The organism is Polaribacter cellanae, from assembly GCF_017569185.1.
Taxonomy (GTDB): Bacteria; Bacteroidota; Bacteroidia; order Flavobacteriales; family Flavobacteriaceae; genus Polaribacter; species Polaribacter cellanae.
In genome coordinates, this window is the sequence record NZ_CP071869.1 from 2,416,131 (window position 1) to 2,433,771 (window position 17,641).

At 29.5% G+C, this 17,641-nt stretch carries 16 protein-coding genes and 1 pseudogene; 8 read left to right on the plus strand and 9 right to left on the minus strand.

The window, feature by feature from the left end; translation table 11 throughout:
* Positions 1–91: 91 nt before the first annotated feature.
* From J3359_RS10870 to J3359_RS10890, 5 genes are all read right to left on the minus strand, one after another.
* On the minus strand, positions 92–1,318 hold the full coding sequence (locus J3359_RS10870; protein WP_208076890.1) for a FecR family protein: 1,227 nt from the start codon (positions 1,316–1,318) through the stop codon (positions 92–94).
* Between the two features lie 89 nt (positions 1,319–1,407).
* Positions 1,408–1,974, minus strand: a complete 567-nt coding sequence (locus J3359_RS10875; RefSeq protein WP_208076891.1) for an RNA polymerase sigma factor — start codon at positions 1,972–1,974, stop codon at positions 1,408–1,410.
* 598 nt (positions 1,975–2,572) lie between these two features.
* Complete coding sequence (locus J3359_RS10880; RefSeq protein WP_208076892.1) at positions 2,573–3,214, minus strand: O-methyltransferase; 642 nt, start codon at positions 3,212–3,214, stop codon at positions 2,573–2,575.
* 156 nt (positions 3,215–3,370) lie between these two features.
* Positions 3,371–3,631, minus strand: a complete 261-nt coding sequence (locus J3359_RS10885; protein ID WP_208076893.1) for a hypothetical protein — start codon at positions 3,629–3,631, stop codon at positions 3,371–3,373.
* Between the two features lie 3 nt (positions 3,632–3,634).
* On the minus strand, positions 3,635–4,201 hold the full coding sequence (locus tag J3359_RS10890) for a sigma-70 family RNA polymerase sigma factor (RefSeq protein WP_208076894.1): 567 nt from the start codon (positions 4,199–4,201) through the stop codon (positions 3,635–3,637).
* A gap of 171 nt (positions 4,202–4,372) precedes the next feature.
* Between J3359_RS10890 and panB the strand changes: the two genes are divergently transcribed.
* The 6 genes and pseudogenes from panB to J3359_RS10920 all read left to right on the plus strand — a co-directional run bounded on the left by panB (position 4,373) and on the right by J3359_RS10920 (position 8,004).
* A complete protein-coding gene (panB, locus tag J3359_RS10895; protein WP_208076895.1) occupies positions 4,373–5,191 on the plus strand; it encodes a 3-methyl-2-oxobutanoate hydroxymethyltransferase in 819 nt (272 codons plus the stop codon).
* Positions 5,192–5,345: 154 nt separating this feature from the next.
* On the plus strand, positions 5,346–6,326 hold the full coding sequence (locus J3359_RS10900; RefSeq protein ID WP_208076896.1) for a 2-hydroxyacid dehydrogenase: 981 nt from the start codon (positions 5,346–5,348) through the stop codon (positions 6,324–6,326).
* A gap of 154 nt (positions 6,327–6,480) precedes the next feature.
* Positions 6,481–6,939, plus strand: a complete 459-nt coding sequence (locus tag J3359_RS10905; protein ID WP_208076897.1) for a DUF1801 domain-containing protein — start codon at positions 6,481–6,483, stop codon at positions 6,937–6,939.
* Positions 6,940–6,969: 30 nt separating this feature from the next.
* Positions 6,970–7,152 (plus strand): annotated as a pseudogene (locus J3359_RS10910) (VOC family protein); the annotation flags it as partial.
* A 2-nt stretch (positions 7,153–7,154) separates the two neighbouring features.
* The gene (locus J3359_RS10915) at positions 7,155–7,592 is read left to right on the plus strand and encodes a YtxH domain-containing protein (protein WP_208076898.1); all 438 of its coding nucleotides are present in this window, start codon (positions 7,155–7,157) and stop codon (positions 7,590–7,592) included.
* Positions 7,593–7,605: 13 nt separating this feature from the next.
* Entirely contained in the window at positions 7,606–8,004 is a 399-nt protein-coding gene (locus J3359_RS10920; protein ID WP_208076899.1) for a DoxX family membrane protein, read from the plus strand.
* Positions 8,005–8,148: 144 nt separating this feature from the next.
* Here J3359_RS10920 and J3359_RS10925 read toward each other — a convergent pair whose 3' ends face one another.
* From J3359_RS10925 to J3359_RS10940, 4 genes are read right to left on the minus strand one after another with little or no spacing between them, the layout of a single operon-like run.
* Positions 8,149–9,006: a class I SAM-dependent methyltransferase gene (locus J3359_RS10925; RefSeq protein ID WP_208076900.1), complete on the minus strand. Its 858-nt coding sequence runs from the start codon at positions 9,004–9,006 to the stop codon at positions 8,149–8,151.
* A gap of 54 nt (positions 9,007–9,060) precedes the next feature.
* The gene (mnmG, locus tag J3359_RS10930) at positions 9,061–10,938 is read right to left on the minus strand and encodes a tRNA uridine-5-carboxymethylaminomethyl(34) synthesis enzyme MnmG (protein ID WP_208076901.1); all 1,878 of its coding nucleotides are present in this window, start codon (positions 10,936–10,938) and stop codon (positions 9,061–9,063) included.
* Positions 10,939–10,982: 44 nt separating this feature from the next.
* Complete coding sequence (gene ybeY, locus J3359_RS10935; RefSeq protein WP_208076902.1) at positions 10,983–11,396, minus strand: rRNA maturation RNase YbeY; 414 nt, start codon at positions 11,394–11,396, stop codon at positions 10,983–10,985.
* Complete coding sequence (locus J3359_RS10940; RefSeq protein ID WP_208076903.1) at positions 11,393–14,809, minus strand: DUF4175 family protein; 3,417 nt, start codon at positions 14,807–14,809, stop codon at positions 11,393–11,395. Before J3359_RS10940 ends, ybeY begins: the two co-directional genes overlap by 4 nt.
* A 111-nt stretch (positions 14,810–14,920) precedes the next feature.
* On the opposite strand from J3359_RS10940, the gene J3359_RS10945 reads away from it, so the two are divergent.
* Positions 14,921–15,754 carry a hypothetical protein gene (locus J3359_RS10945; RefSeq protein WP_208076904.1) on the plus strand — a complete coding sequence of 278 codons (834 nt, stop codon included), beginning with the start codon at positions 14,921–14,923 and terminating at the stop codon, positions 15,752–15,754.
* A 294-nt stretch (positions 15,755–16,048) separates the two neighbouring features.
* The gene (gltX, locus tag J3359_RS10950) at positions 16,049–17,575 is read left to right on the plus strand and encodes a glutamate--tRNA ligase (protein ID WP_208076905.1); all 1,527 of its coding nucleotides are present in this window, start codon (positions 16,049–16,051) and stop codon (positions 17,573–17,575) included.
* Positions 17,576–17,641: the final 66 nt, after the last annotated feature.

Genomic DNA, 17,641 nt, shown 5'->3' on the forward strand with positions numbered 1-17,641 from the left:
GTGTTTGTTTAGTTAAATAATCGGTTTCAAAATTTTTTAGTTAACTAAATTTATCCGGGAGATGTTCACAGCATTTTCCGGTTTTTGTTAACTAATCTCTAATTAGTTTTAATTCGTATTTATCATTTATTTTGTTTTTAGTTATTAAATAATTAATTTTTGTTGTTTTCCTTATCATATTTAATAGGTTTTCAATGGGTTTGTTTTTAAGTATAACACCAGTAAAAATTTCATCTTTTAAAGAATTGTCTTCAAATACTACATTTATATTATACCACCTACCCACTCTTGTTAAAATACGCTCTAACTTTTCCTTTTCAAAGTAAAATTTACCATCTTTCCAGGCAGTATATATATCTGTTTCGACTGTAGTTATTTTAATTTTTGATGTATTCTTATCTAATACACCTCTTTGGTTTGGAGATAATATTTTAGTATTACTAACCTTTAGTTTTTGAGATGTTGCCAACTTAATCTTACCTTCAACTAAAGTTGATGAGAAAAAAGGATCATCTTTATATGAAGACACGTTAAATTGAGTTCCTAAAACGATAACATCTGCTGTATTGGTTTGAACGACAAATTCTTTAACACCTTTTGTTACCTCAAAATAAGCCTCTCCATCTAACTTTACCAATCTTTGTTTGCCATTAAAGCTTTTAGGGTAAGTTAATGTTGTGGCAGAGTTTAACCATACTTTTGTTCCATCAATTAGCTCTACTTGGTATGTACCTCCAATAGGGGTTTTTAAAGTATTGTACTTCAAAGGAATAGTAGGGGTTTTTACCCCATCCTTTGTTATAGCATTATATACCAACCCATTGTTGGTATTTTGTACTCGAGTAATATTTTTAGATGTAATTAACTCGTTTTTATACTCTCCTAAATCAATTGTTGTTCCATCAGACAAAGTTAATGTGGCTTTCTTAACTCCTGGTTTAATATTCTTAATTGCTTCTTTAGTAATTGCTTTTTTATCAAAATTTGTTTTATAAATAACATTTCCTAGTGTTAATAGTATTAAAATAATAGCAGCATAATTAAGAACCCTAAAATAAACTTGTTTAAAAATTGCCTTCTTTTTATTTTTTTTTATTTTTTTTTGAACAATTTTAAAGACTTTTTCTTTGTTTGATTCCTTGTAAAGTTTCCTCTTTTCATAAATAGCAACATCACTAATAATTTCTGTATATATTTTTTCATTTGATTCGTCTTTTAACCAGTCTGTAAAAACTTCTTTCTCTACGCCTCTAAGTGACTTAATTATAGACTTATATATTAACCGAGAAATATTAAATGGGTTTGTTTGTTTTGACACTTTCTTAATAATATAGAGCTATTATTTTAGCTACCTTTTTTAATAAGACTGTCTAAAACAGAAAAAGGGTGTAAAAAATTTTGTTTTTTTTAAGAAACTTTTAAGAGACCTTTAAGAATAAATAAAAATAAAGGATTGTCTTTAAATTGATTTTTCAATAAAGCTAAGGCGCGTCTCCTTTGAGATTTAACCGTATTAATACTTATATTAAGGTCTTCTGCTACGTCTTTATACTTAACCCCTTCAATACAGCATAGTTCAAAAACACGTTTGCATTTACTAGGTAAGTTTTCTATTGCTTTTAACAAAATAGCATGTACTTCTTCTTCTATTATATACTTGTCAAAATAAAGTAGGCTTACAGAGTTAAAATCTAATCTTACAACTTTATCTTTATTCTTTAAATAATCTAAAGAAGCATTTCTAGTTACTTTATACAAATAGGGCTTAATGTCTTTTATATTTGAAATATTAGCTCTTTTTTCCCATAAAAAAAGCATTGTATTTGCAGTGATTTCTTCTGCAGCATAATTATTTTTTACATATTTAAAAGAGAAAGCATAAAGTCTTTCATAAAAAAAATCAAAGAGCTCTTTAAAAGCAGCTTGATTTCCTTTTTTTAAGTTTTCTAGAACTGTTTTTGAAAGTTCAGTCATTTATAAGATTTATAGTGAAACACATATAATATATTTTACTTCAAAAAAAATACTGATTTTTTTTTAACTAAAATCTCTATTAACATTACTCATTTATTTTTACCAAGAAAACAAAGTTATACTTTTTTGAAAAATTATTTTATAATTAATTAAAAATTAATTATTTACTTTTTTTTTAGAGTTGTAGGATTGCAAAAAAACTAGAGAAAAAGAAAAGATATTATGCTACTAATTTTTGATTATTCTTTTTCTCTTTGAAATTATTCTATAGGTTTTAGCTATAATTCAGAGTATAGTCTTTATAAATAAATATATAAATCTTTGCAGATTTATTTTAAATTTCCTTTTGCATAACTAAACTCTACTACAATAATACGTTTTGTGTTTTTTGGTGTTGTTTTTTTACGGGACGACTTAAATATTTGATAATCATATAGTTGTAAGGTATCATTTTTTATAAATTAGTGATATTCAGTAATTTATTTAAAACACTTTTACTTATAAATTTCTTTCTGTCAAATATAACATATCCATTTTTTTTTAATTTAAACCTAAAACAACACCAGAGTAAGTTTTTTTTAAGGGCAAAATCTAAAAATTATTTTACTCTACTAATGGTTAAACCATCTCTAATTGGTAATAAAACGGTTTCTATTCTAACATCTTCTTTTAGTAATTTGTTATATTCTAAAAGTATTTTTGTATCTGTATCTTTAGGATCTAATTCTTCTACAACTTTTCCGCTCCAAAGTACATTGTCAGACAAAATAATTCCGCCAGCATTCATTTTATTAATAATTAAGTTGAAGTAATTGATGTAATTTGATTTATCTGCATCAATAAACACCAAATCGAATTTTACATCAATTGTTGGAATAATTTCTAAAGCATTTCCCACAAACTGCGTAATTTGGTCTCTATATTCCGATTTTTCGAAATATTTATTTTGAAGAGTTTCTAATTCTTCATTTTTATCAATTGTAAAAATAGTGCCATTTTTCGCCAAACCTTCTGCCAAACACAATGCAGAATACCCTGTATAAGTTCCTATTTCTAAAATATTTTTTGGCGAAGTTAATTTAGAAATCATCGATAAAACTCGCCCTTGAAAAGCACCACTTAACATCCTTGGATTCAGTACTTTTTGCCAAGTTTCTTTGGTTAATTCTTGTAATATTTTTGGTTCTTCTTGCGAATGATTAACTACGTAGTTGTCTATATTTTCTGGTAAAAAGTGCATTTAATTTATATGTTTGGTCGAGCGCAGTCGACGCTTAGTTTAAGTTTCTTAAAATAAATACCTCTCGACTGCGCTCGAGGAGACAATTCAAAAATACAAAAAAACGGAACTTGCAAATTACACGTTCCGTTTTAAGATTTAAAAGAAGTAACATTACTATTTACTTTCTTTAAGTGCTTTTTTTAACCTTTCTTTGTCTTCTGCAGACATACTATGGTTTACTTTTTTACAAGTTTTAGAATATCCTTTGTAAAACTTAGACAACTTCATATTTTGTTTGGTATACAAAGCACAAATTCTACATCGAATAAAATGGATATTTAACTTTATTAATTCTAAGATAGAAGCCTCTCCATACTGATTTTTATCACATATAGCAGTTGCCTCATCACAAGTTATTTTTAAGCTTTTAAACATTTCTTAATTATTAAACCAGTTATCTTCCATACATTTTCTAAGCTGTGTTCTTGCTCTATGAATAATAACCCATAAATTTGACGCAGTAATAGCTAACTCCTTACAAATTTCTTCAGTTTCAAATTCTTGTATTGTTTTCATCCTAAAAACCATCGCGTATTTTTCTGGTAAATTATCAATACAAACTTCTATTTGGTCTCTTAATTCTTGACTTTCTATATTTTTTTCAGATTGATTGTCCCAACTTTGTGGCACTCTTTCTTCTAGCCAATTACCTTCGTTTTCGCCATCGTCATAAAAATTCATTCGAACTTCGGCTTTTCCTTTATTAGAATTAATTTTACGATAATAATCGATAATTTTTCTCTTTAAAATAGAAACCAACCAGGTTCTTTCCGTTGATTTTCCTTGGAAATTTTTAGCAGATTTTAAACCTGCAAAAAAAGTATCTTGCACTAAATCTTTTGCTAAATCGCTATTGTTTACACGAGAAATTGCATAATTAAATAGATAATCTGCGTAACTATCAATCCATTTATCGGAATTTATTGTGTTTATTTCTTCTGCCATTTGGTTCTTAAAGCAACAAATATACTGCTATTTTTTTTCTTTTAAAGCTTCACAATTTTCTCTTCTTCTTACATCTACCAAATAAATTATTTATCATTTTTTTAGAAATTGAAAAAATGCAGAACATCTATTGCTTTTTCTTACTTTTACCACAACAAAAAACTATAAAATATGTCTGTAGCTAAAAAAGAATACAAACGCGTTACTGTAAAATCGTTGGTAGATATGAAAGCAAATGGAGAGAAAATCTCTATGTTAACTGCTTACGATTATACCATGGCAAAAATTTTAGATAGCGCAGGAATAGATGTTTTATTAGTAGGCGATTCCGCTTCTAATGTAATGGCTGGGCATGAAACGACGTTACCAATTACGTTAGATCAAATGATTTATCACGCAAGTTCTGTCGTTAGAGCAATTGAGCGTTGTTTGGTAGTGGTAGATTTGCCTTTTGGAAGTTACCAATCGGACCCTAAAGAAGCTTTACGTTCTGCGATTCGAATTATGAAAGAATCGGGTGGACATTCCATAAAATTAGAAGGTGGAAAAGAGGTAAAAGAATCGATAAAACGAATTTTAAACGCTGGAATTCCTGTAATGGGGCATTTAGGTTTAACACCACAATCTATTTATAAATTCGGTACGTACACTGTTAGAGCAAAAGAAGAAGAAGAAGCGGAAAAACTAATGGAAGATGCTTTAATGCTCGAAAGAATTGGTTGTTTTGCCATTGTTTTAGAGAAAGTGCCTGCAAAATTAGCAAAACAAGTTGCAGATGCAATTTCGATTCCTGTAATAGGAATTGGCGCAGGAAATGGTGTTGATGGCCAAGTTTTGGTAACACACGATATGATTGGAATGACACACGAATTTCATCCGCGTTTTTTACGTAGATATTTAGATTTATACAAAGACATGTCTGGTGCTTTCGAAAGCTATATTACAGATGTTAAAAGTGGCGATTTTCCTAGTGATAAGGAGCAGTATTAAAATCCCATCCTAACCTTCCAAAAGGGAAGGAAATTGTTATGGTATAAGTTAAAATAGAAATGGCTGAGAAAATTTATTTTACGATAAAATTTTTGCTCTTGATTCCAATTGTAAGATTGTGTTTTAACTTCCTATCAAAAAAAGTATATTACAGATGAAGATCCTCCATTTAGACACAAATCACCCACTTTTAATTAATCAATTAAAAGATTTAGACTTTACTAATGATGAAGATTACACGTCTTCAAAAGAAGAAATTGAAGCAAAAATTAATAATTACGATGGTTTTATCATTAGAAGCAGGTTTTCTATTGATAAAAACTTCCTGGACAAAGCCACAAAACTGAAGTTTATTGGAAGAGTTGGTGCTGGTTTAGAAAATATCGATTGTGACTATGCAACCTCTAAAAATATCGAATTAATTGCTGCTCCAGAAGGAAACAGAAACGCAGTTGGCGAACATTCTTTAGGCATGTTATTATCGCTTTTTAATAAGTTAAATAAAGCCGATAAAGAAGTTAGAAACGGAAAATGGTTGCGTGAAGAAAATCGCGGAATAGAACTCGATGGGAAAACGGTTGGTTTAATTGGTTATGGAAATATGGGGAAATCGTTCGCAAAAAAATTGCGTGGTTTCGATGTAAACGTTCTTTGTTACGATTTAAAACCCAATGTTGGCGACGAAAATTGTACACAGGTTTCCTTACAAGAACTCCAGGAAAATGTAGATGTTTTAAGTTTACACACACCACAAACAGAACTCACAAAAAATATGGTAAATGCGAATTTTATCAACAGTTTTAAAAAGAATTTCTGGTTAATAAATACTGCACGTGGAACCTCTGTAGTTACCAAAGATTTGGTTGCTGCATTAAAATCGGGCAAAATTTTAGGCGCTGGTTTAGATGTTTTGGAGTATGAAAAAGCAAGTTTCGAAAACTTATTTAAAAACGAAAAAAGAGGTTTCGACTGCGCTCAACCTGACAATGAAAATGATAAAATGCCTGAAGCGTTTAATTATTTAATTAATTCAGAGAACGTAATTCTCTCTCCTCACGTTGCTGGTTGGACTGTTGAAAGCAAGGAAAAATTAGCTCAAACGATTGTCGATAAGATCAAAGCAAAATTTTGTTAAATCGTTTTATTTGTAATTTCGATTTTTCCATAAATTTCGGGAGAGAAATCTCAAAGACTAAAACTTAACAATAAGATTTCTTAACTCCACTGGGTTTTGTTCGAAATGACATGCTCAAAAAAAATTGCTAACTTGTAAACTTCAAAATTAAATTATGCAATACAAAGCAAATTCTCCTGAAGATTACATCAATCAAGTTCCAGAAGAGAGACAAGAGGCGCTTAAAAAGCTGCGAAAAACCATCAAAGAAAACCTACCAAAAGACTTCGAGGAAGGCATTCAATATGGAATGATTGGGTATTTTGTTCCACACGAAATTTATCCAGATGGTTATCATTGTAAGCCAGAAGAGCCTTTGCCTTTTATGAGTTTTGCTTCTCAAAAAAATTCTGTTAATTTATATCATAGTGGAATTTATGCAGTTCCAGAAATTAATAATTGGTTTGTAAAAGAATATTCAAAACACAATTCTCGAAAATTAGACATGGGAAAAAGTTGTATCCGTTTTAAAAAAGTAGATGCTATTCCTTATGATTTAATTGGAGAATTATGTAAAAAATTATCTGTTAAAGAATGGATAGATATTTATGAAACGAACATTAAAAAGAAGTAATATTTTGTCATCCAAATAAAACGTAGTGGAGTCGAAAATTTAGTAGAATTGTTAGCTGAATTAAAGAAAGAAGGTGTTATTATTGTTGGAGAAATAGAAACCTACGATTATGGAAAATTCGGCTGGATTTTAGATAACAAAGGAAATAAAATAGAACTTTGGGAACCCATAGATAAAACTTTTAAACAACATAAACAATTATATATCAACTAATTATGTCTAAAAAAGAAGATAAATTACAACCGAAAGAAATAAAAAAAACGGTTACAAAAGAGTCTAAAGAAGCCTTAGATAATTTAAAAGAAAAAGCGAACGAAATTAAGGAGGTAACTTCAGAAAAAGTAGCTGAATTTAAGGAAGACGCAACCAAGGCTTTTGATGTTGCAAAAGAGAAAATAAACGAAACTTTTTCTGATGAAAATATGGACAAAGTGAAGGAAAAACTAGGCGAATATTCAAACGAAGCCAAAGAAAAAGTAAGTGAATTTGCAGAAGATGCAGAAGAAATGTTTGATGATGTGAAGGAAAAAGCATCTGAATTTGCAAGTGAAGCAGCAGAAAACTTGGCTGATTTAGCAGAAGAAGCTAAGGAAGAAATAAAAGAAGCAACCACAAAAACAAAGGGTTTCTTTCAACGTTTATTCGGAAAATAAAAAAATACAAATTATGAACTTTTTATCAAATTACCCTGCAGAAGTATTAATTCTGTTTTTCCTAATTGTTACTTTTATACAATCTGGAATCGACAAACTTTTAGATTGGAAAGGAAATGTTTCTTTTATTACAGATCATTTTAAAAATTCTCCACTAAAAAATAGTGTTCCATTTTTGCTAGCCATTATTTTAATTATTGAAGTTCTTTCTGGAATTTTAATGATTATTGGTGTTTATCAATTATACACTTCAGAAGCAAAAGAAATTGCCTCTCTTGGAATTGAGCTCTCTGCAATTACATTAATATTTTTATTAATAGGACAACGTTTGGCAAAAGATTATGCAGGAGCGATGTCTTTAGCCGTCTATTTTATCATATCAATATTTGGTATTTATCTTTTAAATAGTTAAATTTTATATTTTTTAAATATTCAATAAATATAATTTATAAAAAAAGCTCTTAAAACATGCGTTTTAAGGGCTTTTTAAAATTTAACAAGGTATTTATGTGTTTTTAATCTGTAAGTATTAAATTTAATACTTTAAAATCATTTTTTAATAGTTTTTTATTACATATATATGCGAAGAGTACTCAGAATTCTTTATTGCTTTCATATTAGATAAAAAACCTCTGTAAAAAGCTTTTAATGGTTTTATTTTACCTGTTTTGTATTTCTCGCTTAATAGCGAAACATAATATGCATCGAATTTCATAGGTAAAGTTGCATCTACAACCATTTCTACTTCAGAAAATAATTTATGAACCGATTTTTGTGAGAAATGCCAAAGATGTCTTGGCACGTCGTAAGCAGCCCAATATTCTTTATAAAAACTTGCATCGTAACTTTTATAATTGGGTACTGCAACAAGAATTCTGCCTTTTGGTTTTAATAAACTTTTTAAAGTTTTTATAGTTTCTTTTAAATCTTCTACGTGTTCTAAAACATGCCAAAGTGTAATTACATCGAATTGTTGTTTTGTAATTTCTAATAAATTTTCTTTTAATTGAATTCCTTTTTTTGCGGCAATACTTTTTGCATCTAAATTAGGTTCAACTCCTAAAACTTCCCAATTATCATTTTTACAAACTTTTAAAAAATCTCCTGTTCCTGCTCCAATATCTAAAACCAATTTAGATTTTGTTTCAAAAGAATTTAATAGCGAAAGTTTTTGTTTTAAAGTGTAATTTTTTACACGTTGATATACTTTATCAATTAAAGATTTTTTACTATCTGTGTGAGAAATATAATCTTCACTTTTATAATAATCTTCTAAATTTTCTGGAACAGGTAATGTAACTAACATTTCATATTCCTTATTTTTTAGTATTCGAAAAGTTTCTTTCGAAACCGTAAAATCTTTACAATTTAAGTGGGGAATTAAATTTGTATAGAGTTCTTTTTCATTCTCCATATTTATTAATTTTTAACATTGTTCCACGAGGAACATTTTGCAATTTTTGTTTTTTTATCTTCCCATGTAAACCAAAAGAACAGAAATATCACTTGGTGAAACTCCGCTAATTCTGCTTGCTTGCGAAATAGAAGTTGGTTGTATTTTAGTTAATTTTTCTCTTGCTTCATAAGAGAGAGATTTTACTTTGCTGTAATTAAAAGAAGAAGGAATTACTACATTTTCTAACCTATTTAATTTATCTGCATTGTTTTTTTCTTTCTCTATATAACCAGCATATTTTAAGTGAATTTCTGCTTGTTCTATAATTTCTTTATCGATATTATTTTCTTCTAAAAAGACCTTTACTTTTTCTATACTATAAAACTCAGAAAACTCTAATTGTGGTCTTGCCGCAATTTTATAAAGCTTCATCGATTGATTAATTAACGCTAAATTCTTTGCTTCTAAAATAGGATTTATCTCTGCTTCTTTTACACTTGTTTTTTGTAAAAAGTCAATTAACAAGTCGGTTTTTCTTTGTTTTTCTATTACACGATTTAAACGTTCTTTGGATGCCAAACCAAGTTCAAAACCTTTTGGAGTTAATCTTAAATCGGCATTATCTTGTCTAAGAAGTGTTCTATATTCCGCTCGAGAAGTAAACATTCTATAAGGTTCTTCTGTTCCTTTTGTAATTAAATCGTCTATTAAAACTCCAATATAAGCTTCGTTTCTTTTTAGAATAAAAGGTTCTTTTTCTTGCGTTTTTAAGGCCGCATTTACACCCGCCATTAAACCTTGTGCAGCTGCTTCTTCGTAACCCGTTGTTCCATTTATTTGTCCTGCGAAAAATAAGTTTTCAATTAACTTTGTTTCCAAAGAATGTTTTAATTGTGTTGGTTGAAAAAAGTCGTATTCAATTGCATAACCATATCTTAAAAACTTTACATTTTCGAAACCTTCAACAGAACGAATTGCTTTGTCTTGAATGTCTTCTGGAAGCGAAGTTGAAAATCCGTTTACATACATTTCGCAAGTTGTCCAACCTTCTGGTTCTACAAATATTTGATGTCTATCTTTTGTCGCAAAACGATCTATTTTATCTTCAATGGAAGGACAATATCTTGGTCCTGTAGATTGTATTCTACCGTTAAACATTGGAGATCGATCAAAGCCTTCTCGCAAAGAATCATGCACATTCAAATTGGTATAAGTTAACCAACAAGAACGTTGTTCTGTTAATGCTTTTGAAGTTGGTAAATAAGAAAATTTTTCTGTAATTTTATCTCCTGGTTGTTCAATCATTTTAGAATAATCTAACGATCTTCCATCGACTCTTGGAGGTGTTCCTGTTTTCATTCTACCAGCTTCGAAACCTTTTTTTAAAAGATCTTCTGTAATTCCTGTTGACGCTCCTTCTCCTGCTCTACCTCCTCCAAAACTTTTATCACCAATATGAATTAATCCGTTTAAAAAAGTTCCTGCAGTTATAATAACCGTCTTTGCTTTTATCTCTAAACCTAAAGCTGTTTTTACTCCAATAATTTTATTTTCATCAAGTAATAATCCGTTTACGGAATCTTGATAAAAGTCTAAATTTTCTGTTTGCTCTAACATAGTTCTCCAACATTCTGCAAATTGCATCCTGTCCGACTGTGCTCTTGGACTCCACATTGCAGGTCCTTTAGATTTGTTTAACATCTTAAACTGAATCGCAGTTTTATCTGTAACAATTCCACTATAACCACCTAAAGCATCTATCTCTCTAACGATTTGCCCTTTTGCAATTCCACCCATTGCAGGGTTGCAACTCATTTGCGCTATGTTTTGCAAATTCATTGTAATTAATAACGTATGTGCACCCATATTTGCACTTGCAGCTGCTGCTTCACTTCCTGCATGACCACCACCAACTACTATAACATCGTAAATTGTTGTAAATAAACTCATATATTACTGTTCCACGTGAAACTATAGTTTTAAATAACTGATTATTAAATATTTAAAACAGATAAAGCAATATTTTCTTGCTTTCTCATCTCTTTTTTATCGGTTTCTGTTTTGTCTTTAAAACCGACGTAATGTAAAATACCATGAATCATTACTCTGTGTAATTCTTCTTCAAAAGAAACCTTAAAATCGTTTGCATTATCTGCTACTCTTTCTACAGAAATATAAATATCTCCATTAATTAATTTACCTAAAGAATTATCGAAACTTATAATATCCGTTAACGTATCGTGCTGTAAAAATTCGACATTTAATTTATGTAAATAAGTGTCATCACAAAAAATATAATTGATTTCTCCAACTTCACAATTGTGTTTTTTAATCGTATTTTCTATCCAAATTTCTAAAGATTTTTCGTTAACGATTTCAAAATCCGTTTCGTAATTAAAGGTTATCATTTTTCTTTTTTCTGAGGTTCAGAAAAATATTCTCGAACCTTTATTTTGTAATTTTCCTGCAAAGGTAAGGATTGTCTATTTAATATTTCTATTTGATTGTAAAACTGCTTTTTAAATTGCAATGCTTTTGCTTTATTTCTTTTCGTTTCTTTAAAATTAGTAGTAGATTTTCGTTTTTTATCTTCTCCTTGCTCTAAAGCAGCTGTATCTAATTTTAATAATTCGTAATTTAAACGTTGCATGTTTTGAATCGTTCCTGCATTAAAACCTTTTTCCAAAATTTCGTTTTCTAACTGCTCCATGGTTTTTAATGCTTTTTTTGCATTGGTATTTCCATTAGGATTTCCGTTTTCGCTTTCTTTTATAGCATTTTGAAGTTCTTGTCTTAATTTAGATTGTTCTTTGTAAATCTCATACAATTCACCATCTAAATCGTCATTTTCTCTATTACCTTCTCCTCCAACTTTTCCATTTTCACCAGATTTGCCATCTTTTCCTTTTCCATTCTTACCTGACTTACCAGAATCGCCAGGTTTCCCATTTTCTCCTGGCTTATTTCCGTCTTTTCCTCCTTTTTGGCCTTCGCCAGGTTTTTGACCAGATTTCTTTCCTTCTTTTTTCATTCCCTCTTTCATCTTCTCCGATAATTCGCCTTGTTTTTTAATAATGTCTGGCAAACTAAAACCTCCTTGGTTTCCTTTTTTTCCTTTGCCCATTTTCATAGACATCGAATTTTTCATACTATTTAAAATGTTACTTAAATAGTCTGCAAGATTGTTTGTGGACGTTATTACATAACGTTGATTTGAGATTCCATTATTGAATCTGTTCTCAGAAAAATTTTCTAAAGATTGTTCTAAATTGTAATGTGCAGTAGATAAATCGTCTTGAATTTTTGTGGATATTTTTGGTAAACGCATAGAAAGCACATACAAACTATCGTCTATATGTTCGAAATAAGTTCTAATATCGTTTTGCTTTTTTAGGTCTTTTCCATAATCTGGATGTCCTGTAGAAATCTCATTAAATTTATTCATTAAATTTTCTTGTTGAAAAGAAAACGTGACCAAATTTTCTAAAATTTTACGCAAATCGTCCATATTTTCTTCAATGGATTCTCCTTCCATTGCTTCCATCGCCTTTTGCATTTTGGCGCTCATTTCTTTCATCTTTTTAGATGATTTTTTTTGACTTTTCTTTGCTCCGCTTTTATCTTGCTTTTTTAAACTTTCTTCCGATTTTTTTAATTCTTCGTCAATTACCTCTTTTTCATCTTCTACATCTGGCAATTCCATTGGCTCTTTTAACTTTTCGTTATCCTTTGCCAATTCTTCTAATTCCTTTTTTAATTCTTTAAATTCTTCGTTTATTTTTTCTTGCTCTGCTAAAGTTGCATCTTCTTTTTTCTCTAAATCGGCTTGCTTTTTTGCTAATGCTTCCAACTTATTGGCAATTTGCATTGTTTTTTGTTCCACGTAAAAACGTTTCGTTAACTCTAACATGCGCTCTAAACTTCTTCTTTGTTGTTTGTTTTGTTGTGCTAATTCTTTGGCTTTTTTCACTAAATCTTCCTTGTTTAGTTTATCTGCCATTTTTTTAATTTCGTCTAACAACTTCTGTTGCTTATCTAACTTTTTAAGCTCGTCAATTCGCATTTTAAGCTCTTCTTTTTTTTCTTGGAGATTCTCATTCTCTTCCTTTTTTTCGTCTAAATTTTCTTGCAACTCATCCGTTTGACGTTGCATCATTTTTTTATAATTCTCTTGACGTTTTATAAAATTTTCAACTTTCTTCTTATCATTCCAACTTAACTTTTTTTTGTTTTGTAAATCTTCCTGAATTTTAGTCAACTCTTTCTCTTGCTTTTCTTGTTTTTGAATGGATTTTTCTAAACTATTAATTGTATTGCGTTGTTCTTGCAATAATTCTTCATCGATTTCTTGCGTAGTTTTTTGTCGATAATTAAAAACTTTACTCTTCGCTTTTTTATTTCCATTTACGGCATCATTATCAAAAACCTGAAAAAACAGTTCGTAATTAATTCCCTGTTTTAAATTCAAGCCATCAGGAAATTGATAGAAAAATGTTTGAATGTTTGATCTCGTAATTTGTAAATCGAACGTCTGTTGGTTTTGTGGATTATTTACATCATAATAAACAACCTGCAATTTGTTTAACCCATAATCGTCGGAAATTTGACCCGCAAATTCTGCTGTTCCACGTGAAATACTATCGATATTTGTTTGTACAGAAATCTCTGGAACTTCATCTTTAATAATACCGACAGAAAATTGCAAATTTTCATAATCGCGAAGATTTCTGTTGGAAGATGTTATTTGATAATTAAGCGAATTTCTAATATATTTCGAAAACTCAAAATTAGAATTCGTACCGTTTTTGAATAATGTTCTTTTTTTATTGTTGATAAACGCCACAGAATCGGTTTGAGAAGCTTGCACTTTCCACGTAATTCTGGTGCCTTCTGGAACAATTATATTTCCTGTATTTTGGATGGTTTCATTTCGCTTACCAACATATCTTGGGTAACTCAATTGCAAAGAAATATTGTTGATTGTTGGTGTGTTTATCACCTCAATTTTATAGTCTTGCGACTGCACTCCATTTGCTTCAACAAAGAAATTTACGGGTTTTTGAACATCCGAAAATGTGTAAGAAAAAGTTCCATTCCCATTATTTTGAAGGAAATATTGTTGATTATCGTAGATTATTTTTGCTTCGGAAGGCAACACAGTTCCAATTGTATTTACAATAATTGTAATTGGTTTTCCCTGAATAACTTGCAATTTTTTATTTTGTAAAGAAAAAGAAAATGGCGCTGGCGGATTGTAAGCTGTTCTATGGTTTACAACACGATTTAAACTTTGTGTAAAAACCCCATTATTACCTGATATTAAAGTAATTAACCAAATTAAAACAGGCACAATTGCGTATTTTAAATACTTGGTATTTTTCTTAAAATCAACAGCTTTTACAAACGGAATGGGTTGTAACTTTTCCGATTTTTGGTTGATACTCGCCAATAACAAATCCGATTGTTTAGAATTTTGTTTCAGCTGTAAAACATTTAATAATTTGTCTTTAACTTCTGGAAAATGTGCTCCAATTATTTTTGAAGATTCTTCCAAAGAAATTCCTCTTCTTAACCCTAACAATTTAAAAATAGGAATCGCGATAAATCTTATTAGTAGAAAAACTTCAACAATTATAAAAACCCAAAATAATAGGGTTCTTGCAGTGGGTTTCAACCATAAAAAATATTCTATAAAAAGGGTAAAAATTAGGTATAAGAATCCTAAAGAAAGGAATAAAATGGTTCCTTTTATCAGTTCATTTACGTAGAATTTTCTCGTAAATCGATGTAGTTTTTGTTCTATAATTTTAAATCCGCTCATAATCAACTAATAAAAATACTATTTTTGCACGAAATTGAAACGAAATATTTGTTAAATGAATTTGTAAGCATTTTAAAATGATTTCTACTAACAAAAAATAAACTAAAAAAAATGAAAAAATTAACTTCACTATTACTATTACTTTTAACAACATCCCTTTTTGCACAAAGTCCTTGGACTAAGAAAAAAGGAGATTTATTTGTAAATTTTTCTTACACCACAATTCCTAATTATAACAAACTTTTTGGAGACCCAGATAACACCGAAAGAAATATTACGGATAGAACCTTCCAAATTTATGGAGAATATGGGTTTACAAATAAGACTTCCTTAATTTTTAGTGTTCCTTTAAAATCTATTAAAGTAGGAGATTTTGTTGCCAATAAAAATTTAATTTCTCCTTTAACAAATAATGGAACTAAAACCTCTTTCGGAAACATTCAATTGGGTTTAAAACATCAATTTTATAATAATGGTTGGGTTTTAGCAGGTCAATTATTATCTGAAATAAATACAAGTTCTTACGACAAAGCAACAGGAATTAGAACAGGTTACGATGCTTTTACTTTTACCCCTCAATTGTTAGCTGGTAAAAGTTTTGGAAAAACATTTTTACAAACACATATTGGTGCAGATTTAAGAACGAACGATTACAGTTCTAACTTTAAAATTGGAGGAGAATTTGGAGGAAAAATTACTAAAAATATTTGGTTAATTGGGTATGTAGATGTTGTAAAATCATTTAAAAATGGAGAGGTAAATATACCTATAAACAACTCATTAACAGGTTTATATGTAAACGACCAAGAATATGGTGCTTATGGTTTAAAAGGAATTTTACAATTGTGCGATTTAGGAATTACTGCTAGTTTTGGTAACGCTTTCTTTGGTAATAATGTGCCTAAAAAAACTGCTTTTTCCATTGGTATTTTTAATACTTTTTAGGTTAGTTATTTCTTAAATAATGCCACAAATTCACAAATGTATTTCAGACCTCACAAGTTTAAAAAACCTCGTGAGGTCTTTTTTATACTATAAACCTATGTTTTCTATAAATTTACGTACTCATTTTATTTTTAAGAGTATTAATTTGTGAATTCGTGGCAAATTTTTTCATTAAAAACTATCTTTGCACAACGAAAAAAGCACCTTAAACTTTCTTTAAGGTTCATTAAAAATAAATTTCTTGTGATTTATGCTGAACTTGTTTCAGTAAAACAGGAATATAAAAACAAAAAAATGGAATCTAATGTTCGTGTTCGTTTTGCCCCAAGTCCAACAGGACCATTACATATTGGTGGCGTAAGAACAGCTTTATACAATTATTTATTCGCCAAAAAACACAATGGAACTTTTGTGTTAAGAATCGAAGACACAGACCAAACTCGTTATGTTGCCAATGCAGAACAATATATTATAGACTCTTTAAAATGGTGTAATATTCCTTTTGATGAAGGTTCAGGAAAGAACGAAAAATTTGGTCCATACAAACAGTCGGAACGTAAAGAAATTTACAAAAAATACGTAGATATTCTTATTGAAAAAGGCTGGGCTTATTATGCTTTTGATACTGTTGAAGCTTTAGATACAGAAAGAAAAGCTCACGAATCTGAAGGAAAAACATTTATTTACAATTGGCACAATCGCGAAAAAGGACGTTTGGTAAATTCTTTAGTTTTAACTAATGAAGAAACACAAAACCGAATTAATAATAACGATAAATATGTAGTTCGTTTTAAATCTCCACAAGACGAAACTTTAATAATGAATGACGAAATTCGTGGAGAAATTAAAATAGATACCAATGTTTTAGACGATAAAATTTTGTTTAAAAGTGATGGTATGCCAACTTATCATTTAGCAAATATTGTTGATGACCATTTAATGGAAATTAGTCACGTAATTCGTGGTGAAGAATGGTTACCATCCATGGCTTTACACGTTTTATTATACAAAGCATTTGGTTGGAAAACTCCAAAATTTGCACATTTGCCATTAATTTTAAAACCAACTGGAAAAGGAAAATTAAGCAAAAGAGATGGCGATAAATTAGGTTTCCCAGTATTTCCTTTAGCCTACACAAATGAAGAAACTGGAGACGTTTCTCGTGGTTATAAAGAAGATGGTTATTTTGCAGATGCTTTTATAAATATGTTGGCTTTTTTAGGCTGGAATCCTGGAACAGAACAGGAATTATTTTCTTTAGAAGATTTAGCACAAGAGTTTGATTTAAAACGTGTTAGTAAATCTGGTGCCAAATTTAATCCCGATAAAACGAAGTGGTTTCAGCAACAATATATGCAAACAAAATCTGATGCATTATTAACAGATTTGTACTTGCCTATTTTAGAAGAAAAAGGAATTAAAACGGATAAAAATTATACTCAAAAAGTAGTTTCTTTAATTAAAGAAAGAGCCGTTTTCGTATCAGATTTTTGGGATTTATCTTCTTTCTTTTTTGAAGCTCCAACAGAATATGATGCAAAAGCTTCAAAAAAGAATTGGAAAGAAGGAACTGCAGAATTAATGCAAGAATTGATTTCAGAAATTGAAAAAATCCAAGACTTTTCATCAGAAAACACAGAAAAAGAAATTAAAGAGTGGATTGCCAATAAAGAAATTGGTTTTGGTAAAGTAATGCAACCACTACGTTTATCTTTGGTTGGTAAATTAGCTGGACCTCATTTATTTGATATTATGGAAATGATTGGAAAAGAAGAAACAATTTTGAGAATTGAAAACGCAATTTTAAAAATTAGTATTTAACTTACAAATTTATTTTCTACCAAAAATAAAAGTTTAATGCCTCTCATTTATTTGAGAGTTTTTTTT

Bases quoted from the DNA above. Each gene is read 5' to 3' on its own strand.
- J3359_RS10875 (WP_208076891.1), bottom strand. From the start codon at position 1,974: ATGACTGAACTTTCAAAAACAGTTCTAGAAAACTTAAAAAAAGGAAAT.
- J3359_RS10880 (WP_208076892.1), bottom strand. From the start codon at position 3,214: ATGCACTTTTTACCAGAAAATATAGACAACTACGTAGTTAATCATTCG.
- J3359_RS10885 (WP_208076893.1), bottom strand. From the start codon at position 3,631: ATGTTTAAAAGCTTAAAAATAACTTGTGATGAGGCAACTGCTATATGT.
- J3359_RS10890 (WP_208076894.1), bottom strand. From the start codon at position 4,201: ATGGCAGAAGAAATAAACACAATAAATTCCGATAAATGGATTGATAGT.
- panB (WP_208076895.1), top strand. From the start codon at position 4,373: ATGTCTGTAGCTAAAAAAGAATACAAACGCGTTACTGTAAAATCGTTG.
- J3359_RS10900 (WP_208076896.1), top strand. From the start codon at position 5,346: ATGAAGATCCTCCATTTAGACACAAATCACCCACTTTTAATTAATCAA.
- J3359_RS10905 (WP_208076897.1), top strand. From the start codon at position 6,481: ATGCAATACAAAGCAAATTCTCCTGAAGATTACATCAATCAAGTTCCA.
- J3359_RS10915 (WP_208076898.1), top strand. From the start codon at position 7,155: ATGTCTAAAAAAGAAGATAAATTACAACCGAAAGAAATAAAAAAAACG.
- J3359_RS10920 (WP_208076899.1), top strand. From the start codon at position 7,606: ATGAACTTTTTATCAAATTACCCTGCAGAAGTATTAATTCTGTTTTTC.
- J3359_RS10925 (WP_208076900.1), bottom strand. From the start codon at position 9,006: ATGGAGAATGAAAAAGAACTCTATACAAATTTAATTCCCCACTTAAAT.
- mnmG (WP_208076901.1), bottom strand. From the start codon at position 10,938: ATGAGTTTATTTACAACAATTTACGATGTTATAGTAGTTGGTGGTGGT.
- ybeY (WP_208076902.1), bottom strand. From the start codon at position 11,396: ATGATAACCTTTAATTACGAAACGGATTTTGAAATCGTTAACGAAAAA.
- J3359_RS10940 (WP_208076903.1), bottom strand. From the start codon at position 14,809: ATGAGCGGATTTAAAATTATAGAACAAAAACTACATCGATTTACGAGA.
- J3359_RS10945 (WP_208076904.1), top strand. From the start codon at position 14,921: ATGAAAAAATTAACTTCACTATTACTATTACTTTTAACAACATCCCTT.
- gltX (WP_208076905.1), top strand. From the start codon at position 16,049: ATGGAATCTAATGTTCGTGTTCGTTTTGCCCCAAGTCCAACAGGACCA.